Source organism: Mycoplasma zalophi (genome assembly GCF_025486335.1).
GTDB lineage: Bacteria > Bacillota_I > Bacilli_A > Mycoplasmatales > Metamycoplasmataceae > Metamycoplasma > Metamycoplasma zalophi.
This window is the reverse complement of sequence record NZ_JAOOPZ010000003.1, coordinates 71,183-92,659: the sequence shown is the minus strand read 5'-3', so window position 1 is coordinate 92,659 and position 21,477 is coordinate 71,183. Positions and strand designations below refer to the sequence as shown.

Below are 21,477 nucleotides of genomic sequence, written 5' to 3'. Positions count from 1 at the left end.
ATGAAAACACTAATAAGTATAAAAAGTTTTATAATTAAGCATTTACCACAAACTAAAAAAGATTGAAAAACTTATCTAAAAATAACGGTTCCAGTAATTTTTACTGAAATTATTTTTTCATTAACTGCTTTTTTAGATAATTTTATGGTAACTCATATTCCTAATGGTGTTAATGCTTTAAGTTATGCAAATTTTTGAACAGGTATTTTAACAATGATTTTTATCACGATAAATACCATTGCAAGTATGTTTGTGGGACAATTTTATGGATCAAAACAGTATGGTAATTTAAATCAAATTATGGCACTTAGAGTTTGAACTTATCTGTCAATTGCCTTGGTTTTTGCAATTCCTGCTTTAATAATTCCAAATCAATTTGTTTTACTTGTTGGTCCTGGCGATAGTGTTGCATTAGAATCTAGTTCAAATTATTTAAAATTAATGACAATTGCATGATTTGGGATGGCAATTGCATGAAATACTAATGGATTATTAAGTGAAACTGGTAAAAGTTTTTATTCAATGTTAACTGCTATTATAAATATTATAATTAATTTCACTATTAATTCAATTTTACTATTTGGTTTTAAAATGGGTGCAGAAGCCGCAGCCTACGGAACTATTGTTAGTGTATTTATTAGTATTTTTCTCGATTCATATTGAATGATAAGAAAAAATAAACAAATTTGACTAAATCCCTTGAATTTATTTTTTATCACAAAAAAAATAGCAAAACTATATATTTCAAAAATTTTTGCATTTATAGTAGCTCTTAGCGCTATGATTGTAATTCCTCTAAGAATGATTATTTGAAATAGAGCTTTTCCACCCGGAACCGTTAATGAACAATATATGAGACTTTCAGCTGCGAGTATACTTACTTTAACAGAATCAATTGCTAGTGTGTTTGGAGCAACAATTGCAGCATGTGGTGCTAATGTAGCAGTATTTGTTGCAACAAAATTAGGTGAAAATAAATTTGAAGAAGCAGAACGGCATGCATTAAGTCTTAAAGGATTTCATTTTATTATTGGTTCATTTTTAAGTATGCTTTTAATAATTTGTGGAGTAATAATTTATGAAACTAATTCTTTAACTACTGGTGTAAAGAAAGAAGTTTTTAGTCGCTTAAGTACTTTTAGTTTTGAAGAAGTAAAACAAATTACAAAAATAATTGCAGATACAAAAGAAGAATTAATACAACAAGCAGCTTATAATGCTTCATTAATTCAAGCAAAATATTTATTTTTAACAATCTTAGCAATTGCTTTAACAAGTCCATTGCAAAACTGATTCTATACAACTAGTGCAATAATAAGTAGTGGTGGGAGAAGCACATTAAGTAGTATTACAAACTTTACTAGTCAATGATCACACTTTGCATTTCTAATTATCTTAGGACTGTTGGTTGTTCCTAAATATCATATTTCACTGCCATTAACTTACTTCTTATTTTATGTTTGAGATATAGTAAGATTATCAATTTTTGAATTTGTACAACATAAATTTAACTGAAAATTAAACATTACAAATGACAAAGCTCAAATTTAAAAAAACTTTTTAATTGGGGCTTTTTTTATTATAATTTTAAATATGAAAAACGACAAAATAATAATTAAAGGTGCAAAAGAAAATAATCTAAAAAATGTAAGTTTAGAATTACCAAGACAAAAGTTAATAGTTTTTACAGGGTTAAGTGGATCTGGGAAAAGTTCACTTGCTTTTAATACAATTTATGAAGAGGGTAAAAGGCGTTATGTAGATAGTTTAAGTTCATATGCAAGACAATTTTTAGGTAATACAAAAAGACCTAATGTCGAAAGTATAGAAGGTTTAAGTCCTTCAATAAGCATTGAACAAAAAACAACACACAATAATCCTCGTTCAATTGTTGGAACTGTTACTGAAATTTATGATTATTTAAGATTGTTATATGCAAGAATTGGAAAGGTTTTTTGTCCAACTCATAATATTGAAATCAAAGCTCAAAAACATAAAGATATAATTGATGCTATTTTTAAATACAAAGAAAACACTAAATTATATATATTAAGTCCGATTGTTTTTGGTGAAAAAGGTTCACATCAAGCAAAATTAGCACAGTTAAAAAGAGAAGGATTTGTAAGAGTTAAAATTAATGATGATATTTACTCACTTGATGATGAAATTAATTTAGATAAAAACAAAAGATGAAATATTGATATTGTAATTGATAGATTAACTTTAAAAGAAACTGAAAGACAAAGAGTTTCACAAGCTGTTGAAATAGCATTAGAGCATTCAAATGGATTCGTTAGAGTTTATGAATTAGATAAAGAAGGTCAGTTATTTTCAATACATTATTCATGTGAATATGGCGACTTTGATATGCCTAAAATAGAACCTAAATTATTTTCATTTAATAGTCCTTATGGAATGTGTGAAGAATGTAAAGGAATTGGAATAAAATTACACGCTGATTATGAAAAAATTGTTCCTAATCCTAAAATGACAATAAAAGCAGGTGGTATTAAATATTTTGAAAATATAGTAAATACCCAAAACTTAGAATGACAAGAATTTAAGGTGCTTTTAGATCGTTATGAAATACCAATTGATGTTCCTATTGAACAATTGACTTCTAAACAATTAAAAATTATTTTGCGTGGTTCAGAAGAAGAATTTGAATATGTGTTAATTTCTGCATCAGGAAATAAATACCAAAGAAAAGGTTATATTGAAGGAATTGCAACTTTTTTAGAAAGAAAATATTTAGAAACTTCAAGTGAAGAAATAAGAGCATGATATAAAAAATTTATGAGTGAAATTACCTGTAACGTATGTAAGGGTTCAAGATTAAATGATTATGCTCTAGCGGTAAAAATAAATCAAAAAAATATTTTTGACATTTGTTCATTAGATATAACAGATATTTTAGAATTTATTAAAAAGCTCGAATTAAATGCAACAGAAGTTGAAATTTCAAGTTTAATTTTAAATGAAACCATTCACAGACTAGAATTTTTAATTAATGTTGGTCTTGATTATTTAACTTTAAACAGAAAATCAGAAACCTTAAGTGGTGGAGAGGCGCAAAGAATTAGATTAGCAACTCAAATTGGTGCAAATCTAACTGGAATTTTATATGTATTAGATGAACCAAGTATTGGGTTGCATCAACATGATAATCAAAAACTTTTAAATTCTCTTAAAAAAATGGTTGAGATAGGAAATACTTTAATTGTTGTCGAACATGATGAAGAAACAATTTTAGAAGCTGATCATATTGTTGATATTGGACCTGTTGCTGGTGATAAAGGTGGTTATATAGTTGCGCAAGGAAATTTAGATGATATTATTAAATCACAAGATTCTATAACTGGTAAATATTTAAGTGGTGAGTGAAAAATAGATGTTCCTGTGTCAAGACGCAGTGGTAATGGAAAAGTTTTAAGTATTAAAAATGCTTCAAAAAATAATTTAAAAAATATTGATGTAAAAATACCACTAGGTAAATTTGTTTGTGTGACAGGTGTTTCTGGTTCAGGAAAAAGTACTTTGGTTAATGAAATTATTTTAAATGAATTAGCTACTCATCTTTCAAAAGACACAATTTCAAAATCTAATACTAAACTTACTGGTGATGTATTTATTGATAAAGTTATTCAAATTACTCAATCACCAATAGGAAGAACACCAAGATCAAATCCAGCTACTTATACTAGTGTTTTTGATGATATTCGTGACATTTTTGCAAATGTTGAAGAATCAAGAATAAGAGGATATAAAAAAGGACGTTTTAGTTTTAATGTTCCTGGCGGTAGATGTGATAAATGTCAAGGTGATGGAGTTATAAAAATTGAAATGCATTTTTTACCTGATGTTTATGTTACTTGTGATCACTGCGACGGAAAAAGATATAATCAAGAAACTTTAGAAATTAAATATCACCAAAAATCAATTAATGATGTTTTAAATATGCGTATACAAGAGGCATATGATTTCTTTAGTTCAAGAACAAAAATTCAAGCAAAATTACAAACTCTTTTAGATGTTGGGTTAGGTTATATTCAATTAGGACAAGCTGCAACAACATTAAGTGGTGGAGAAGCACAAAGAGTTAAATTAGCAACTTACTTACAAAAAAAACCTACCGGACAAACTTTATTTATTTTAGATGAACCAACAACTGGACTTCATACTCATGATGTTAAAAAATTATTGTCAGTTTTAAATCGTATAGTTGATAATGGAGATACCGTTTTAGTAATAGAACATAATTTAGATATTATTAAAAATGCTGATTATATTATTGATTTAGGACCTGGTGGTGGTAAAAATGGTGGTAAAATTATTGCAACAGGAACACCTGAACAGATATCTAAGCAAGATAATTCTTATACAGCTAAATACTTGAAACAAATACTTACCAAAAATAATTAATATAATATAATTAGTAATAAAAGAAAGGAAGAACATGGAAGCTTTTTTCGAAAAAACTACTCAAGCGTTTAGTGGATATATTCCTGATGACCCTGATACAGTTTTAAAATTAGGTAATATAAGGCTTTATTCATTATTAATGATGCTTGGTATGTTTTGTGCTATTTTAACAGTTTATTACTTTTGAAGAAGAGAAAAATATCCTTTTGAAATTTTTGCAACAGTAGTAATTATTACATTACCTTCAGCAATTGTTGGGGCAAGATTATTTTTCATTTTTGAAAGAATGGCTTGAGGTGATTGAATATATTTACAATCAAACTGATATAAAGTTTGGACGGGTGGATTATCAATCCAAGGTGGAGTAGTTACTGCTACAATAGCAGATATTATCTTTTTATCATTTTTTAGACATAAAATTGACATAAAAAAATGTTTTTCAATTATTTTGCCTGCAGTATTTATAGGGCAAGCAATTGGTAGATGAGGGAATTTTTCAAATCACGAATTATTTGGAAAAGCAATTTCAGCAGATGATTTATCAATTATATGACTACCGGATATCATCAAAAAACAAATGTTTATAAATTACAATGGTATTTCATCATACAGAGTTCCTTTATTTATTTATGAATCTATTGCAAACTTAGTTGGATATATTACGCTTGTATGAATTTTAAATAAATATAATTGATTAAGACCAGGAACAACAGGAGCGCTTTATTGAGTGTTCTATGGAATTATAAGAATTAGTATGGAAAATTTAAGACAAGATCACTATACTTTTTATAATGTATTTAGTTCTCTATATATTATCTTTGGAATTGTTATGGTCTTATATTTTGAATTATCTACAAATAAACGTTATGCAGTGTATCTAGTAGAACCTTCAAAATCACCTAAATGAAATAAACTTTTACATTTTTATGTATGAGAAGACTCAGAATTATATACTTTACGTAAATTAAAAGAAAAACAACGTAAGGAATTATTAAAATCAAAGACAGTTTAAGAAGAGGTAAAAATGGAAAATAAAACCGATTATGATGTTTTAATTATAGGTTCAGGTCCTGCAGGTCTTACAGCTGCAATTTATAGTCAAAGAGCAAAATTAAGAACAGCTTTTTTAGAGAAATCAGTACCAGGTGGTAAATTACCTAACCAATCAAAAATTGAAAATTGACCTGGTGATGAAACCATAAAAGGTTCTGACTTAGCATTGAGAATGTTTATGCATGCAACAAATTTAGGTGCAAAATATTTATATGGAGATGTAAAAGAAATTATTTCTAAAGAAGATGAATATAAAGAACTTATTATGACAGATGGTTCAAAATTAACTTCTAAAGCAGTAATTATTGCAACTGGAATGATTTCAAATATTCCTTCTTCAATAAAAAACATTGAAAAATATGATGGTAAAGGTTTAAGTTATTGTGCAATTTGTGATGGTCCTTTATATGCAAACAAACCAATGGCTATAATTGGTGGAGGAAATAGTGCAATTGAAGAAGCTGCTTATATCTCTAACATAGCGAGCCATGTTTATATTTTTGTGCGTGAAAATCACACAATAGCAGAAAAATCATTAGTAGATGATCTTAAAAAGCGCAACAATATTACTCTTTTATTAAATAGTGAAATAAAAGAAATTAATGGTGCAAATGGTGTTGAAAAAATTTTAGCTGATGTTAATGGTGAACTAAGAGAAATTGAAGTTAATGCAATTTTTCCTTACATAGGTTTTCGTCCAAGTACTGCATTTTTAAAACAATTAAATATTTTAGATGAAAATGGTTTCGTAATAACTAATGAAGAAATGGAAACAACAATAAAAAATATTTTTGCAATTGGTGATGTAAGACAAAAAGCAATTAGACAAATTACAACAGCAACAAATGATGGAACAATAGCGGCAAAAATTTTATCAAATCGTTTATAATACCTTCGGGTATTTTTTTATACTGCATTAATAAAAAGTCTAAGTATTTAAAAACAAAAAAATTATTTTTTTTTTATAAAAGTTTTTAAATTTGTATTATAATGTATATTGCACTTTAAGTAAGAGCAAATGGGAGGGTAGCGAAGCGGCCAAACGCGGGTGGCTGTAACCCACTTCCTCACGGTTCGGGGGTTCGAATCCCTCCCCTCCCACCATTTTGCCCTTTAGCCAAGCGGTAAGGCAGAGGTTTTTGGTACCTCCATGCGTTAGTTCGAATCTAACAAGGGCAGCCAATCAGAAATGACCTATAAACAGAAGCTAATCTTCTGTTTTTTTATTTTTTAATTAATTTTTTAAAAAACATCCATATTTTAAAATGAATGTTTTTTAAAAAATTAATTAAATAATTCATCTAACAAGGGCATTATGTCTAACATTATAGTAGCCATCGATGGTCCACCATCAAAAATTGAACTAACCATAACCGCTTCTATAATTTCTTCTTTTGTTGCTCCTGCCTTTTTTGCTTTAGGTAAATGTGATTCTAAACATCATATACATCTTTTTGATGTTGCAATTGCACAAGCAATTAATTCTTTTTGCTTTGTAGATAAAACATCTTCTCTAAAAACAGTTTTAGAAAAATTTTCATATGCTTCAACGTAATCACCTTTTGCTTCTTTTAATTGTGAATAATATTTTTGTTTTTTTTCTGGGTCATGAAATCCGTGCATTCCCTTTTCCTCCTTACCTTAATTATTTTTTAATTATTATAACATTAATTTATAACTATTAAGAGTGCATTATTATATAATTTACATATATTTATTTAGTGAAAATTAATATTATTTTATGAAAGGAATAAAATGGCAAAAAAATTAGAAAAAATTACCCCATTAGAAGAAGATTTTTCAAAATGATATTTAGATGTAATTAAAAATGGAGATCTAATTAGTTATGGAAAAGCTAGAGGTACAATTATTTTTAAACCTTTATCTTATGGTATTTGAGAAAATATTCAAAAAAACCTAGATATTGAATTTAAGAAACAAGGTGTAAAAAATGTTTATTTTCCTCTTTTAATTCCTGATTCATTAATCCAAAAAGAAAAAGATCACTTAGAGGGATTTAATCCTGAACTTGCAACAGTTACTGAGGTTGGTGGAAAACCTTTGGCTGAAAAATATTATATTCGCCCCACAAGTGAAGTTTTATTTTCAACCTATTTTAAAGATAATGTTGAAAGTTACAATGATTTACCATTAATTTATAATCAATGAGCAAATGTTATTAGATGAGAAAAAACAACTAATCCATTTCTACGCACTACAGAATTTTTATGACAAGAAGGTCATACAGTTCACGCTGATGCTTTAGAAGCTAGAAAATTAACAAAAACTATGTTAAGAATTTATGCTAATTTTCTAAAAAAATATTTATCATTGCCAGTTATTCAAGGTAAAAAAACCCCAAGAGAAAAATTTTCAGGTGCATGTTCTACTTATACAATTGAAGCTATGATGAAAGATGGGCGTGCACTTCAAGCAGGAACAAGTCACTATTTATCACAAAATTTTACAAAAGTTTTTGATATCACTTTTAAAAATAAAGAAAATCAACGTGAATATGCTTATGGAACAAGTTGAGGAGTAACCACTAGACTTATTGGTGCCTTAATTATGGCTCATGGTGATGATAGAGGTATTATTATCCCGCCAAGAGTAGCACCTGTACAAATTGATGTGTTAGAAATTTTTGGACATAAAGACCCAAAAGTAAAAGAATTTGCTCAAGAAGTAAAAAAATACTTATCTAAGTTTTTCCGTGTTGAACTTGATTCAAGTAATAAAAATCCTGGATTTAAAGCTTCTAATAGTGAAATTCATGGTACCCCATTAAGAATTGAAATTGGTTCAAAAGAAGCTGAATCTGGTGAAGTTATTGTAATAAGAAGAGATACATTAGAAAAACAAACTATAAAATTTGATAAATCAATAAAAACAACTATTAAAAAATTATTTGACAATATTCACAAAAATTTATATAATCAAGCTCACAAAAGAATGATTGATAATATTGTTACAACAAATGACTATCAAGAATTTAAACAAAAAATTGCCGAAGGAAAATGAGTTATGATTCCTTTTTGTGGAGATGAAACTGCTGAAGAATTTATTCAACAAGAAACAGGAGCTACAGCACGTTGTATTCCATTTAAGGATCCAATAAAAATTAATAAAAAATCAAGTTGTGTTATAAATGGAACAGAAACAAAACGGAATGTAATTTTTGCAAAATCTTATTAATGGTATAAAAAAACATAAAAAAATTACTTTTTTAAAATTTAATTATTATTTCTATATAATATTAAATATAAAAATTAAAGGAGAAAAAATGATAAAACAAGTTAAAAAAGATGAAACTTTAGATCTATCTGCACCAAAAAATATTGTACTATTTACTGCAACATGATGTGGTATGTGTTCAATGTTTAAACCTGTTGTAGAAGAATTTGTAGCTAAACATGATGAAGTTGTTGTTTACTCAGTCGATGTTGATGAAAATCGTCAATTAGCAAGAGATTATGGAATTACTTCAATACCAAGTTATTACATTTTTGAAAACGGAAAAATGGTAGATTCAAAAGTTGGATTCATTCCTTTACCACAATTAGAAAAATTAGTTTTAGGTTAATATATGGAATTTAGACCGCAAGCTATATTTATTGATCTAGATGGAACTTTAGTCGATTTAAAAAACAATAACATTAGTACCATGAACATAAACACCATACAAAATATAAATAAAAAAATTCCATGTTTTATTTCTACAGGGCGGGGATTTAGCAAAAATTTATTAGAAACTACTAATATGTTAGGTTTAAATTATGGTGTCGCTCAAAATGGTGCAATAATTTTTGATAAAGTTGGAAATATAATAAAAAAACACGCAATTAATAAAAAAACATATTTAAATATTGTTGATTTAATGTCAAAAGAAAAATTTTCTTTTTTTATTAATTCGCAAAAAATTATATATTCTGATACTTTAATATCAAAAATTATTAAGTTTTTTAAAAAAGAATATACAGTACAAAAAAATTCACAAGCAAAAAATATAGATGATATTACTAAAATATTAGTTATTTCATCTAAAAAAAATAAATTAAAAGAATTTAAAAATAAATTATTGCGAGAATTTATTGATATTAATGTTGTTTCAATTGGAAATAATAGAGCCTTAGAAATTACTGATATTAATGCAACAAAAGGTAAAGCAAATAGTTTTATATGTTCACTAATAAATATAGACCCATTAAAAGCTATCCACATAGGTGATAGTCTAAATGATGCAAGTACTGCAAATCATTTAGGTGGATTAATTGCAATGAAAAATTCAAATCAGGAACTTAAAAATATAGCAACAGAAATAGGATTTAATTACAAAAAATCTGGTGTTGCTAAAACATTAAATAAATTAATAAAATTATAATGAAGCTAAGTGCTTCATTTTTTATTAGATTTTTTATTTTTTTGTAACAAAATTCAAATTTATATATATAATATTAATACATAAATTAGAAGCTATGTGTTGCCACCATAGCCAAACGGCCAAGGCATAGGTCTGCAACACCTCGATTACCGGTTCGAATCCGGTTGGTGGCTCCAATGTGCGCCCGTAGCTCAATTGGACAGAGTGTTTGGTTACGGCCCAAAAGGTTGCGGGTTCGACTCCTGCCGGGCGCGCCATTTCAAGAAATTGACCAAAGCAACAATATGTTGCTTTTTTTATTAAAAAAAATAAAGTCATATGACGACTTTATTAATTTTCTTTATCTATATCATAAATTGCATTTGCCATTTGTGATATATTAAATTCTTCAGGATTTTTTAAATAATTTTCTTTTAATTGTTGAATGCTTCTTAATTTTGCTAGGTTTTTTTCTCTTGAATTTTTAAAATCAAAGAAAAGCAAAACAGATTGTAAAAAAACAACAATTGTAGAAATGATAGCAATAACTAAAAATAATAGTTTTAAAGTTGGTTCACTATTTCAACGAATTGCAAATAAGTTTAGAAGTATCTGTAAACTCGAAATAATCATAATTGTTAATGCAATTAAAATATAAATTAATCTGCTTATAATAAATTTTTTTCGATAAATTGCAATTTTTTCATTAGAATCTTTTATTTCTTCAAAATTTAAAACATCCTTATTCTCCATTTTCCACTCCTTGTCATTTTAGGTTACAGATTTCAGCAACTTTTTTAAAGAAAGTTAAATCTCTATTTTTGTGTTTATATTCTCCTATTTTTTCTTTTCATAATAATGATTCAAAATTAATCTTATTAATTCTTATTTTATATTTATTAATCTTTTTATTTAAAACAAAAAAACTAATTAAAGATGTTAAAAAAGTAATAGCAGCACTTATACCAGTTGTTATTAAAAGATATTTGTTTCAATCACCAAATCCATCAAATCCGTTATATAACTGAATTGATCCCAAAATACTAATAGTTAAAGAAATTAGCATAATTACAACATTTAAAAAATAGTATCAAAATGAATATATTCATAATTTTTTTTCTAATTTATCTTTTATATCATTTACAAATTCAATTGGGTTACTTGTTATCATTTTTACCTACTAAAACATTTATAATAATATCTTTAATTTTTTGGTTTGGTTTATCATCTTTTAATTTAATGATTTCTTCTTTTTGTTTTTTATATTCATTTGATGTGTATTTTATATCATTTGTATAGCACATATTTATATAAAATAATGATTCATAAATTTTTTTATAACTATATGTTTTTGCTCTTGATTTATAAATTGATTGCACAATTGCTAAAATGAATAAAGCGATTGTTGAAACTGAAACAAAAATAGTAAGTATGATGTTATTTGCTTCTTCCTTAGGAGCTGTTTTTAGTCACTCCACCCCTAATTTTATTGTGAAACTACTTAAGATTAAAACTGATAAATTAAGAAGCAAAATAGCAAAATTTATAACTGATTGTAAAATTGTTGCAAATTTTATTTTTTTTACAAATTTATTTGAATTTTGTTCAATATACTTAAGAATTCTTTCATTTGTTAAATTATCTTTATTTTCCATAAATATAATTATACAGCAATAGTGAAAATAAATTTAGCAGTCACAATTAAATTGTGCTAATAGATTGCTAATTTTGTTATAATATTAATATAAAATCTAAAAAGCATAATAAAGAGGTAACGATGGAACAAATTAATTTTAAGGAGCAGGATATCTTAAGAAAAATTGTTGAAATTTATATAGAAACAGGGCAGCCTGTAGGTTCACAATTTTTAGCAGATAAATTTCAAATGGAATGTTCTAGTGCAACAATAAGAAATTTAATGCACAATTTAGAAAAAAAAGGTTACTTACAAAAAAATCATACAAGTAGTGGGAGAATTCCTTCTATTCAAGGGTTAGAATATTATGCAAAATATTTAGCATATAATCCACAAAAATATTTAGAAGACAAATTACAAGATATTTTAGCAAAAAGAAGATTAAATATTGACACAACCATAGAACAAGCTGCAAATGTTATAAGTGAGGTTGCTGGATTAACTTTGATAACTACTTCAAATAACTCATCAGAAGTTTTAAAAAGCATTCAATTAACTGTTTTAAATAGCTATTCTGCAATTATTGTTTTAATTACAAGCACAGGAAGAGTTGAATCAAAAATGTTTAATTTTGATGCTAAAAAAATTGATATAGAAGATGTAAGAATAGCGGTTAAATTATTTAAAGATAGATTAATTGATACGCCATTAATTGAACTTTCTGCTCGTGCTTATGCTCTTATTCCAATGTTTTCAAATCAAGTTAAAAATTATGAATTAATAATTCAAGAATTTATTAAAAATATTTTTGTTTTTAAAGAAGAAAATGTAGCTAAAATATATAATAAAAACCAAATAATTTTAAGTCGTGATATTTCAAGAGAAAAAATTGTTGAAATATTGGACTTTGTAGAAAATCATTCAGTTTGAGAAGCTCTTGAAAACGAACTAGATGAAGATAGCAGTATAAGATTTGACATTAAACAACCTAATATAAGTTTGATATCTAAAAAAATAGAATTTGAAAATGAAAAAAACATCAAAGAAATAACTATAGTAGGTTCATCAAGAATAGACTATTCAAAAGCATTTGATACATTAGACACAGTGGAAAAATTACTTAAAAAGGACTTATAATGATAAAAAATAATGAAATAATTGTAAAAGAATTTGATAATATTACTTTAAATTTAACAACTACAAAAGAAAATGAAAAAGCATCTAATGAAACAAAAAAAATAGTTTTAGGTTTTCATGAAATTGATTTATTTATAGAAAATTACTTATTAGAAACAAAAAACATAATATTAAATAAAAAATATGATTTAGAGGATCAAGAAACAAAAACAAAATACACAATTGAAATATTAAAAGTATTTTCACCAAGTAAAAGTAGAACAGAAGAAAGAAAATTAATTCAAACCTTAAAACAAAAAATAAATGATCAAAATTTACAAATTGCTCAATATATTACAAAAATATTTTCTTATGAACAAGATTTAAATAAAAAACAAGAAGAATTTAAAAAAATAGCATCAGATTTACAAGCTAAAGCACAAGTTGAAATAAATAAATTTAGAGAACAAAATTCTGAACAAAACAAAAAAGAAATTCAAGAAATTAAAAAATATGCATTACAGGACTTTTTTGAAGATTTTCTGATGTCTTTAAACAATTTAGAAATAGCTATTAATGTTGGTTTAAAATCTCAAAATGCTGAAGTTTCAGCCTATACTAAAGGGTTTTTAATGCTATTAACTAAAATGCAAAATACATTAGAAGATTATGGAATTTCTAAAATTGATCCTCAAATCGGAGATATGTTTGATGCTAATGTTCATCAAGTATTTGATTTTGATGATCAGGGAGTTGAAACTGAAACAATTTTAAAAGTAAAATCTGCAGGATATAAATTACATGATCGTGTTTTAAAACCCGCTCTTGTTGTTATTCAAAAGTAAAAATTAATTAAGGTGAAATAACCTTAATTTTTTTTAACAAATTATTTTTTTTAATGTATAATATATAAGCAAACTAAATAAATGCCGCCTTAGCTCAGTTGGTAGAGCAACTGACTTGTAATCAGTAGGTCGTAGGTTCGAGTCCTATAGGCGGCACCATTTGCGCGAGTGGTGAAATTGGCAGACACGCTAGTTTTAGGCACTAGTGCTTTACGGCGTGAGGGTTCAAGTCCCTCCTCGCGCACCAAATCTTGCAAAAGTCCAAAATTGCTACTAGGCAATTTTTTTTATGTTTATTAAATTCAATGTCAAAAAAGCAAAAAGTGAATTTTTAGCCTTTTTTTTACGCTTTTTTTAATTTTTTATTTTTTTTGTTTTAAAATTAGATAGTAAACATAGGAGGAATTATGTACGAATTTAGAGAAGAAGTAGATATAGTTGATGGAAAAAAACATGGGCCAGCAATTTTTTATTTTAAATGTGGTACTACAGAATTTTATAATTATGTTAACGGATTAAAACAAGGACCTGCAACATTAAAAGTTCCCAATGGTGATGTAGCTACTTATACATATAAAGATGGTAAGGCAGAAGGCAATGGTACAATGACATATGCAAATGGCGATAAAGAAGTTTTTACATATGTAAATAATCTAAAACATGGTGAAGCAACATTCTATTATGCAAATGGCGATAAAGAAATAACTAATTATACAAATGATTATTTAGAAGGACCTGCAACATTTTATTATGCAAATGGTGACGTTGCATACTATAAATACTTTAGAAATAAAAAAGAAGGTGAATATATACTTAAAAAAGTAAACGGCGAAGAAATAAAATCTATTTACCGTTCAGGTTATAAAGTAAAATAATTAAACTGCTTATATTAGCAGTTTTTTTATTATTTGTAATAATAGTTTACAATTTAAATGCTAGGAGAAAATATGTTTTATGCATTAAATAAAAAAAAGTCAATAAGTTCTTTTAAAATGATAAGAGAATTTCAAAAAACTCATAACATAAAAAAAATAGGTCACGCAGGTACTTTAGATCCTCTTGCAGAAGGATTGTTGATAGTTGCAACTGAAAATGATACAAAATTACTTGATTATTTAATAACACAAGACAAAGAATACATTTGCACTATGCAACTTTGAGCATCAAGTGCTTCTTATGATTCAGAAGAAGAAATAACTTATTTAACGAAAACATTAATAACTTATGAAGAACTTAAGCAAGCATTTGAAAAAATCAAAAAACAAACAAAACAAATTCCACCAAATTTTAGTGCAAAAAAAATAAATGGGGTTAGAGCTTATAAATTAGCAAGAAATAATGAAGATTTTAGTTTAAAAACCAATGATATTAAGATATATACTTTAGATTTACTTGAATATAATTTACAAACAGGAATAATAAAATTTCAAACAAAAGTTTCAAAAGGAACTTATATTCGTTCAATAGTTCATGATTTAGGTCTTGAATTAAAAACAGATGCAATTATGACTGAATTATTTAGAACAAAAATTGGTAATATTGAAATAACTAAAAATCAGGATTTTTACCAAATTATTGATTTTTACAAATTATTTGGTTTATTTTCTTATAAAATTAATAATACACAATTAAATATATTAAATAAAACACAAACTATTTCTCCAAATGAAAAAGAAAATGGCAAAAGACTAATTACATACAATAATAAAATTGTTGCCGTTGCAGATTTTTTTGATAATAAAGTAAATATTATCAAAATTTTTTGACCCCAAGTTTTAAAAGAAATAGAGAAAAGAGATCAATAATGAATAAAAAATATAAATTAATTGCTTTTGATATTGATGGAACTATTTTACCATTTAAAGATGGTGAAAAAAATTTACCTTTATCTGACACAATTAAAAAGATGTTTAAAAAACTAAAAGAAAAGGGATTTATTATTGCTTTTTCTACAGCTAGAGATATTTTTACTATCGGAAATAAATTAGATACTCCTTATGTTGATTATTTTATCGGTGGTAACGGGTCATTTATTTTAGATGTACAAAAAAAAGAATACATTTTTGAAAAGCAAATAAGTGTTGAAGATTTTAAAGTATTTTATGAAAATACAAAAGATTTAGGAATAGCTTTTTCAATAGTGGGAAAAAACAAAGGTTATTACAATGAACACTTCAATATTAATCATTGATTTTATGAACCATTTAAAAATGATTTTTTTGATATTTCAGAGTATTTTAAAGCAGAAGATAAATCTAACTTTTTAATAACAGTAATTTCAAAAGAAATTCCTTTAACAAAAAAATATTATGAAAATTTATTTGAATGACACAACCTAGATGTTACAGTTCAAGCAAATTGAGAAGGTGGTATTTTTATTGCTACAAAAGGAGTTAATAAAGCAAAAGGATTAGAAATTTTAGCTCAAAAGCTAAACATGACATTAGATCAAGTTGTTGCATTTGGTGATTCTGGTAATGACCGTGAAATGCTTGAAGAAGTAGGATTGGGTGTTGCTATGGCAAATGCCGAAGAAACTTTAAAAGAGATTGCAGATGATGTCGCATATCATGTTGATGATTTTGGAACTTATAAATATTTATTAGAAAAAGGATTTATAGATTAAATATGGATGTTTATAATTGACCTATTGAGTATAAAGAAGATGATAATAAACCTGAAATCATTATGGTTTTAGGCGCATTTGAGTCACTACATTTGGGTCATTATGAACTATTTAAATTAGCAAAACAGTTAAAAAAACAAAATGAAAATTATCAGATAGCTTGCTTATTATTTAAAAATAAGCTACACAATATAGAAAAAATTTTTCAATTAAAATCAAGAATTTATACTTTAGAGCATTTGGAAGTACAAAAAACAATAGTTATAAATTTTGATGAAAATTTTAAAAATATTGATCAACTTACCTTTATTAATAAATTAAAAGAATTAAATGTAAAAATAATAATTTCAGGATCGGATTTTAGATTTGGGTTTAATCGTCAAGGCAATAATGAACTTTTAAAAAAACACTTTATTGTTCATGTGATTAAAGAAAAGAAAGTTAATAATACAAAAATCTCAAGCACAATCATAAGGCAATTAATAAAAGAAGGTAAATTAGAAGTCGCTAATAATTTATTGATTGAAGATTATGCATTTATTACATCAGTTAAAAATTATAAATTTGATTTTCCTAAAAATTTAGTAAAATTACCTGCTGGAATTTATTTTTGTAATTTAGTGTATAAAGATATTGAATACCATGGATTTATTTTTATAAATTATGAATCAAAAGAAAATCAAGTTGTCTTTTTAGATTTAGAAGAAGATAATTTATTTTTTGATGAATTATTTATTGAAGTTATTAAAAATTTTAGAAACATAAATCACATAGCAGAAAACAAGATTTTTAAGTCTGATTTTAGAGAAGCAATTAATTTTTTTAAAAATAAGGTATAATAGTTTTGCATATTGCAAATTAATATTTTTTGCTCGGTTTAAAAAATTTTTTTATGCTGGGTTTAAAAGGAGAATAAATGATAACAAAAGAAAAAAAACTTGAATTAATTAAAAAATTTGGAAAAAATGAAAAAGATTCAGGATCAATTGAAGTACAAATTGCGATTTTAACTGAAGATATTGAATCATTAAAAAATCACTTCCAAACAAATAAAAAAGATTTACACTCAATGCGTGGATTCATGGCAAAAGTTAACCACCGTAAATCATTATTAGCATACTTAAAATCAAATGATCAAAATGCTTATTTAAAACTAATTCAAGAACTAAAAATTAGAAAATAATTATTGAAAATTTTTATTAAAAAAACTTAGACATTATGTTATTTAAATAGTCTAAGTTTTTTAATTTATCTTTTTATTAAAAAAAATAAAACTCAATTTATTAATGTGAGTTTTATTAGGTGAAATAACATATGGTACACCATACAGGGCTCGAACCTGTGACCCGAAGATTAAGAGTCTCCTGCTCTACCAACTGAGCTAATGATGCATATATATTTAATATATCACAAAAATAATTTTTGTTGCAATAAAAAATAAAGTATAATAATATATTATCAAAATAATATCAAAATTTGGAGGTATTATGTATAAAAAAGTAGAGTTAAAAGATAAAGAAATTGCAGAATTAATTAATAAAGAAGCACAAAGACAAAATGATAATATTGAATTAATCGCTTCTGAAAATTATGTTTCAGAAGATGTTATGAAAGCAATCGGAACATGTTTGACAAATAAATATGCAGAAGGATACCCAAATGCTAGATATTATGATGGTTGTGAATTTGTTGATGAAATAGAAAATATTGCGATAAACAGAGCTTGTCAATTATTTAGTTGTGCTTATGCAAATGTTCAACCTTATAGTGGTTCAGTTGCTAATGCAGCTGTTTATATGGCATTATGTGACCAAGGAGATAAAGTTCTAGGTCTTGAACTTTCTTCTGGTGGACACTTAACACATGGATATAAAATTTCATTTAGTGGTAAATTTTATGAAACACATTTTTATGAAGTAGATGAAAATGGGCTTTTAGATTATGATAAAATTGAACAAATAGCTTTAGAAGTTCAACCTAAAATGATAATTACAGGTTATAGTGCTTATTCACAAATTATTGATTTTAAAAGATTTAGAGAAATAGCGGATAAAGTAGGAGCTTATTTATTTGCTGATATAAGTCACATTGCAGGATTGATTGTTGCTGGTGAGCACCCTTCTCCGTTTCCTTATGCAGATGTTGTTATGACAACTACACATAAAACTTTAAGAGGAACTAGAGGTGCAATAATTTTAACAAACTCAGAAGATATAATTAAAAAGATTAATCGTTCAGTTTTTCCAGGTTATCAAGGTGGACCACTAGTTCATCAAATTGCAGCAAAAGCAGTTTCATTTAAAGAAGCCTTAAGTCAAGATTTTAAAAAATACGCTCAACAAATTATTTTAAATGCAAATGTTTTTTGTCGTCAATTTATGTCAAAAGGTGTAAAAATAGTTTCTGGATTGACACAAAATCATTTATTTACAATAGATGTCAAATCGTCATATGGTTTAACAGGAAAAAAAGCAGCAGAAATTTTAAGTAGTATTAAAATTACAGCAAATAAAAATACAATTCCTAATGATTCAGAAAAACCTACTGTTGCAAGTGGTATTCGTCTAGGAGTTGCTGCTATGACAACAAGGGGATTTACAGAAAACCAATTTATAATAATTGCTAACTTAATTCATAAAGCACTATCTGAACCAGAAAATTATGTATTACATGAAATAATTAAAAAAGAAATTTTAAAATTATCTGCAGATTTCCCAATTAAAAAATACACAGTTAATGAATAAAAAAGATGTTGTTTGTAAAAAAAACAACATTTTTATTTTTTTTAATCACAAATAAAAAATAGTTGTATAATTATCTTGAAATCAAGATATTTAGGAGGCAGTTATTAACGAGTTAAAAAGTATTATAGGTATTATGAGAGCTAATAATAAACTTATATTAGATTTAAAAAAAACATTATCTAATTATGATATAAATCAAAGTGAATTTGCTGTTCTTGAATACTTGTACCACAAAGGAACAAAAAATATCGATGAAATAAGAAAACACATTTTACTAACAAGTGGTAGTGTAACTTATGTTATTGATAAATTAGAACAAAAAGAATATGTAATACGCAGCGTATGTAGTACAGATAAAAGAATTTTCTGAGTTGATATCACTGAAAAAGGTAAAAAATTAATATCAGAAATATTTCCAATTCATAAATTAAATACAAAAAATATTTTTAAAAAATTAAACCAAGAAGAAATTTTATTATTAAATAAACTATTACAAAAAATATAAAAATAATATAGATTAAGGAGTAAAAATGAAAGTAGAATTAGGAATTACAACATTTGGAGAAACAACAATAATAGAAGGTAAAGAACAACCCATATCACACGACCAAAGATTAAGAGATATGATTGAAGAAATGAAATTAGCTGATGAGGTGGGGTTAGATGTTTATGCTATTGGTGAACACCATAGAAAAGATTTTGCAGTATCAGCACCTGAAATTGTTTTAGCGGCTGGTGCAGCTGTAACTAAAAATATAAAATTATCAACAGCAGTTACAATTCTTTCATCAATTGATCCAATTAGAGTTTATCAACAATTTGCAACAATAGATGCAATATCAAATGGAAGAGCAGAAATTATGGTTGGAAGAGGTTCATTTATTGAATCATTCCCGCTATTTGGATACAAATTAGAAAATTATTCAGAATTGTTTACTGAAAAATTAGAAATGTTAAAACAAATTAATGACAATGAAATACTAAATTGAAAGGGAAAATTCACTCAATCAGTTGAAAATACGGGAATTTATCCTAGAGTTGCTAATAATAAAAAATTACCAATTTGAGTAGCAACAGGAGGAAATCCTGAATCAACAGTAAGTATTGCATCACAAGGATTACCGATTTCTTATGCAATAATTGGTGGCTCACCAAAATATTTTAAAGGTTTAGTAGATGCTTATCGTTCAATTGGTAGACAATTTGGATTTACAGATAAACAGTTACAAGTTTCATCACATTCATGAGGGTTTTTAGGTGATGATGATCAGGAAACAATTGATAAATATTTCCACCCAACAAAACAATTAGTAGATCAAATTTCAAAAGAAAGATCACATTGACAACCACTATCAAAAGAACAATATTTAAATAGTGTATCAGATGATGGAGCTATCTTTGTAGGAGATGCTAAACGTGTTACAAAAAAAATAATTTCAACAATGGAATTATTGGGAATAGATAGATTTTATTTACATATTCCAGTTGGTTCAATGGAACATAAAGATGTAATGAGAGCTATTGAAATTTTCGGAAAAGAAGTAGCACCAAAAGTAAGAGAATATTTTAAAGATAAAGAAAAAAGAGAACCAGGAATGTAATTAAAGGAGTAGTTATGGAAATAGAATTAGGAATTAGTACATTTGGTGAAACAACAGTTATTGAAGGTCAAAAAGAAGCAATATCACATGACCAAAGAATTAGAGACATGATTGAAGAAGTTCAATTAGCAGATAAATTAGGTGTAGATGTTTATGCCATTGGTGAACATCATAGAAAAGATTTTGCAGTATCAGCACCTGAAATTGTTTTAGCTGCAGCAGCCTCAAGCACCAAAAATATTAAATTATCTTCTGCTGTTACTGTTATTTCTTCAATTGATCCAATCAGGGTTTATCAACAATATGCAACAATAGATGCAATTTCGAACGGAAGAGCAGAAATTATGACGGGTAGAGGATCATTCACTGAATCATTCCCATTGTTTGGATATAAATTAGAAAATTATTCAGAATTATTTAATGAAAAATCAAAAATGTTAGATGCAATTAATGAAAATGAAATTTTAGATTGAGAAGGTAAATTTACTCAAACTGTAAAAAATACAGGAATTTATCCAAGGGTAGCAAATAATAAAAAATTACCAATTTGAGTAGCAACAGGAGGAACGCCTGAATCAACTTATAAAATTGCAAAACAAGGACATTTTATTAATTATGCAATAATATGAGGTAATTGAAAAAAATGAGCTGCATTAATTGAAAAATACCGTACAACAGCAAAAGAAGCTGGACACAAATTAGAAGATATTAAAGTTGGTACACACTCATGAGGATTTATTGCAGAAACTGATAAAGAGGCACAAGATAAGTATTTTTATCCAACTAAATTATTAGTAGATCAACTTGCAACAGAAAGACCAAAATGAAGACCATTGACCCATGAAGGTTATTTACATGGTCTAGGAGAAAAAAGACCATTTTTTGTTGGTAGTCCTGAAACAGTTGCAAAAAAAATTATTGACTTTATTGAAGATTTAAAAATTGATAGATTTTTATTACACTTACCAATTGGATCGCTAAAACATGAAGATGTTATGAAAGCAATTGAATTATATGGGACAAAAGTAATTCCAATTGTAAAAAATCATTTTAAAAATAAATAAAATAAATTCT

Annotated in this window: 22 protein-coding genes and 7 tRNA genes; 24 read left to right on the top strand and 5 right to left on the bottom strand. The window is 26.3% G+C overall.

Features of this window, described 5'->3' with window-relative positions; all coding sequences use genetic code 4:
- From N8G13_RS02710 to N8G13_RS02685, 6 genes are all read left to right on the top strand, one after another.
- On the top strand, positions 1-1,551 hold the full coding sequence (locus tag N8G13_RS02710) for an MATE family efflux transporter (RefSeq protein ID WP_262289364.1): 1,551 nt from the start codon (positions 1-3) through the stop codon (positions 1,549-1,551).
- Positions 1,552-1,593: 42 nt separating this feature from the next.
- Positions 1,594-4,422 (top strand): excinuclease ABC subunit UvrA, encoded by a 2,829-nt coding sequence (uvrA, locus tag N8G13_RS02705; RefSeq protein ID WP_262289363.1) that lies wholly within the window; start codon positions 1,594-1,596, stop codon positions 4,420-4,422.
- Positions 4,423-4,456: 34 nt separating this feature from the next.
- Entirely contained in the window at positions 4,457-5,434 is a 978-nt protein-coding gene (gene lgt / locus N8G13_RS02700; RefSeq protein WP_262289362.1) for a prolipoprotein diacylglyceryl transferase, read from the top strand.
- Positions 5,435-5,446: 12 nt separating this feature from the next.
- Complete coding sequence (locus tag N8G13_RS02695; RefSeq protein WP_262289361.1) at positions 5,447-6,364, top strand: NAD(P)/FAD-dependent oxidoreductase; 918 nt, start codon at positions 5,447-5,449, stop codon at positions 6,362-6,364.
- Between the two features lie 131 nt (positions 6,365-6,495).
- Positions 6,496-6,579: transfer RNA gene (locus N8G13_RS02690), tRNA-Tyr, on the top strand.
- A 3-nt stretch (positions 6,580-6,582) separates the two neighbouring features.
- Positions 6,583-6,657: transfer RNA gene (locus tag N8G13_RS02685), tRNA-Gln, on the top strand.
- Positions 6,658-6,759: 102 nt separating this feature from the next.
- Here the strand turns inward: N8G13_RS02685 and N8G13_RS02680 are convergent.
- Positions 6,760-7,098, bottom strand: coding sequence for a carboxymuconolactone decarboxylase family protein (locus N8G13_RS02680; RefSeq protein WP_262289360.1), 339 nt, complete (start codon positions 7,096-7,098; stop codon positions 6,760-6,762).
- A gap of 132 nt (positions 7,099-7,230) precedes the next feature.
- On the opposite strand from N8G13_RS02680, the gene proS reads away from it, so the two are divergent.
- The 5 genes from proS to N8G13_RS02655 all read left to right on the top strand — a co-directional run bounded on the left by proS (position 7,231) and on the right by N8G13_RS02655 (position 10,113).
- On the top strand, positions 7,231-8,670 hold the full coding sequence (gene proS, locus N8G13_RS02675; RefSeq protein WP_262289359.1) for a proline--tRNA ligase: 1,440 nt from the start codon (positions 7,231-7,233) through the stop codon (positions 8,668-8,670).
- Positions 8,671-8,758: 88 nt separating this feature from the next.
- Positions 8,759-9,058 (top strand): thioredoxin family protein, encoded by a 300-nt coding sequence (locus N8G13_RS02670; protein WP_262289358.1) that lies wholly within the window; start codon positions 8,759-8,761, stop codon positions 9,056-9,058.
- A gap of 3 nt (positions 9,059-9,061) precedes the next feature.
- Positions 9,062-9,856, top strand: a complete 795-nt coding sequence (locus tag N8G13_RS02665) for an HAD family hydrolase (protein WP_262289357.1) — start codon at positions 9,062-9,064, stop codon at positions 9,854-9,856.
- Positions 9,857-9,957: 101 nt separating this feature from the next.
- Positions 9,958-10,032 (top strand) — tRNA-Cys (locus N8G13_RS02660).
- Between the two features lie 4 nt (positions 10,033-10,036).
- A tRNA-Arg gene (locus N8G13_RS02655) sits at positions 10,037-10,113 on the top strand.
- Positions 10,114-10,186: 73 nt separating this feature from the next.
- Here the strand turns inward: N8G13_RS02655 and N8G13_RS02650 are convergent.
- From N8G13_RS02650 to N8G13_RS02640, 3 genes are read right to left on the bottom strand one after another with little or no spacing between them, the layout of a single operon-like run.
- Positions 10,187-10,588 (bottom strand): DUF4231 domain-containing protein, encoded by a 402-nt coding sequence (locus tag N8G13_RS02650; RefSeq protein WP_262289356.1) that lies wholly within the window; start codon positions 10,586-10,588, stop codon positions 10,187-10,189.
- On the bottom strand, positions 10,578-11,006 hold the full coding sequence (locus N8G13_RS02645) for a DUF4231 domain-containing protein (protein WP_262289355.1): 429 nt from the start codon (positions 11,004-11,006) through the stop codon (positions 10,578-10,580). Before N8G13_RS02645 ends, N8G13_RS02650 begins: the two co-directional genes overlap by 11 nt.
- Positions 10,993-11,490 carry a hypothetical protein gene (locus tag N8G13_RS02640; protein WP_262289354.1) on the bottom strand — a complete coding sequence of 166 codons (498 nt, stop codon included), beginning with the start codon at positions 11,488-11,490 and terminating at the stop codon, positions 10,993-10,995. Before N8G13_RS02640 ends, N8G13_RS02645 begins: the two co-directional genes overlap by 14 nt.
- A 122-nt stretch (positions 11,491-11,612) precedes the next feature.
- Between N8G13_RS02640 and hrcA the strand changes: the two genes are divergently transcribed.
- The 9 genes from hrcA (at position 11,613) to rpsO (ending at position 17,241) form a co-directional block, all read left to right on the top strand.
- Complete coding sequence (gene hrcA, locus N8G13_RS02635) at positions 11,613-12,608, top strand: heat-inducible transcriptional repressor HrcA (RefSeq protein ID WP_262289353.1); 996 nt, start codon at positions 11,613-11,615, stop codon at positions 12,606-12,608.
- Positions 12,608-13,432, top strand: coding sequence for a nucleotide exchange factor GrpE (locus N8G13_RS02630; RefSeq protein ID WP_262289352.1), 825 nt, complete (start codon positions 12,608-12,610; stop codon positions 13,430-13,432). Before hrcA ends, N8G13_RS02630 begins: the two co-directional genes overlap by 1 nt.
- 83 nt (positions 13,433-13,515) lie before the next feature.
- A tRNA-Thr gene (locus tag N8G13_RS02625) sits at positions 13,516-13,591 on the top strand.
- A 3-nt stretch (positions 13,592-13,594) separates the two neighbouring features.
- Positions 13,595-13,679, top strand: a tRNA-Leu gene (locus N8G13_RS02620).
- Positions 13,680-13,839: 160 nt separating this feature from the next.
- Positions 13,840-14,307, top strand: a complete 468-nt coding sequence (locus tag N8G13_RS02615) for a hypothetical protein (RefSeq protein WP_262289351.1) — start codon at positions 13,840-13,842, stop codon at positions 14,305-14,307.
- Positions 14,308-14,379: 72 nt separating this feature from the next.
- A complete protein-coding gene (gene truB, locus N8G13_RS02610) occupies positions 14,380-15,237 on the top strand; it encodes a tRNA pseudouridine(55) synthase TruB (protein WP_262289350.1) in 858 nt (285 codons plus the stop codon).
- Positions 15,237-16,058, top strand: coding sequence for a YcsE-related riboflavin metabolism phosphatase (locus N8G13_RS02605; protein ID WP_262289349.1), 822 nt, complete (start codon positions 15,237-15,239; stop codon positions 16,056-16,058). The genes truB and N8G13_RS02605 overlap by 1 nt, the downstream gene beginning before the upstream one ends.
- Positions 16,059-16,060: 2 nt before the next feature.
- On the top strand, positions 16,061-16,897 hold the full coding sequence (locus tag N8G13_RS02600; protein WP_262289348.1) for an FAD synthase: 837 nt from the start codon (positions 16,061-16,063) through the stop codon (positions 16,895-16,897).
- A 77-nt stretch (positions 16,898-16,974) separates the two neighbouring features.
- Positions 16,975-17,241 carry a 30S ribosomal protein S15 gene (gene rpsO, locus N8G13_RS02595; RefSeq protein ID WP_216489165.1) on the top strand — a complete coding sequence of 89 codons (267 nt, stop codon included), beginning with the start codon at positions 16,975-16,977 and terminating at the stop codon, positions 17,239-17,241.
- A 132-nt stretch (positions 17,242-17,373) separates the two neighbouring features.
- Here rpsO and N8G13_RS02590 read toward each other — a convergent pair.
- A tRNA-Lys gene (locus N8G13_RS02590) sits at positions 17,374-17,449 on the bottom strand.
- A 96-nt stretch (positions 17,450-17,545) separates the two neighbouring features.
- Here N8G13_RS02590 and glyA point away from each other — a divergent pair.
- The 4 genes from glyA to N8G13_RS02570 all read left to right on the top strand — a co-directional run bounded on the left by glyA (position 17,546) and on the right by N8G13_RS02570 (position 21,467).
- Positions 17,546-18,802: a serine hydroxymethyltransferase gene (glyA, locus tag N8G13_RS02585; protein ID WP_262289347.1), complete on the top strand. Its 1,257-nt coding sequence runs from the start codon at positions 17,546-17,548 to the stop codon at positions 18,800-18,802.
- A gap of 133 nt (positions 18,803-18,935) precedes the next feature.
- Positions 18,936-19,307 carry a MarR family winged helix-turn-helix transcriptional regulator gene (locus tag N8G13_RS02580; protein WP_216489157.1) on the top strand — a complete coding sequence of 124 codons (372 nt, stop codon included), beginning with the start codon at positions 18,936-18,938 and terminating at the stop codon, positions 19,305-19,307.
- Positions 19,308-19,332: 25 nt separating this feature from the next.
- The gene (locus N8G13_RS02575) at positions 19,333-20,403 is read left to right on the top strand and encodes an LLM class flavin-dependent oxidoreductase (RefSeq protein ID WP_262289346.1); all 1,071 of its coding nucleotides are present in this window, start codon (positions 19,333-19,335) and stop codon (positions 20,401-20,403) included.
- Between the two features lie 14 nt (positions 20,404-20,417).
- Entirely contained in the window at positions 20,418-21,467 is a 1,050-nt protein-coding gene (locus tag N8G13_RS02570; RefSeq protein WP_262289345.1) for an LLM class flavin-dependent oxidoreductase, read from the top strand.
- Positions 21,468-21,477: the final 10 nt, after the last annotated feature.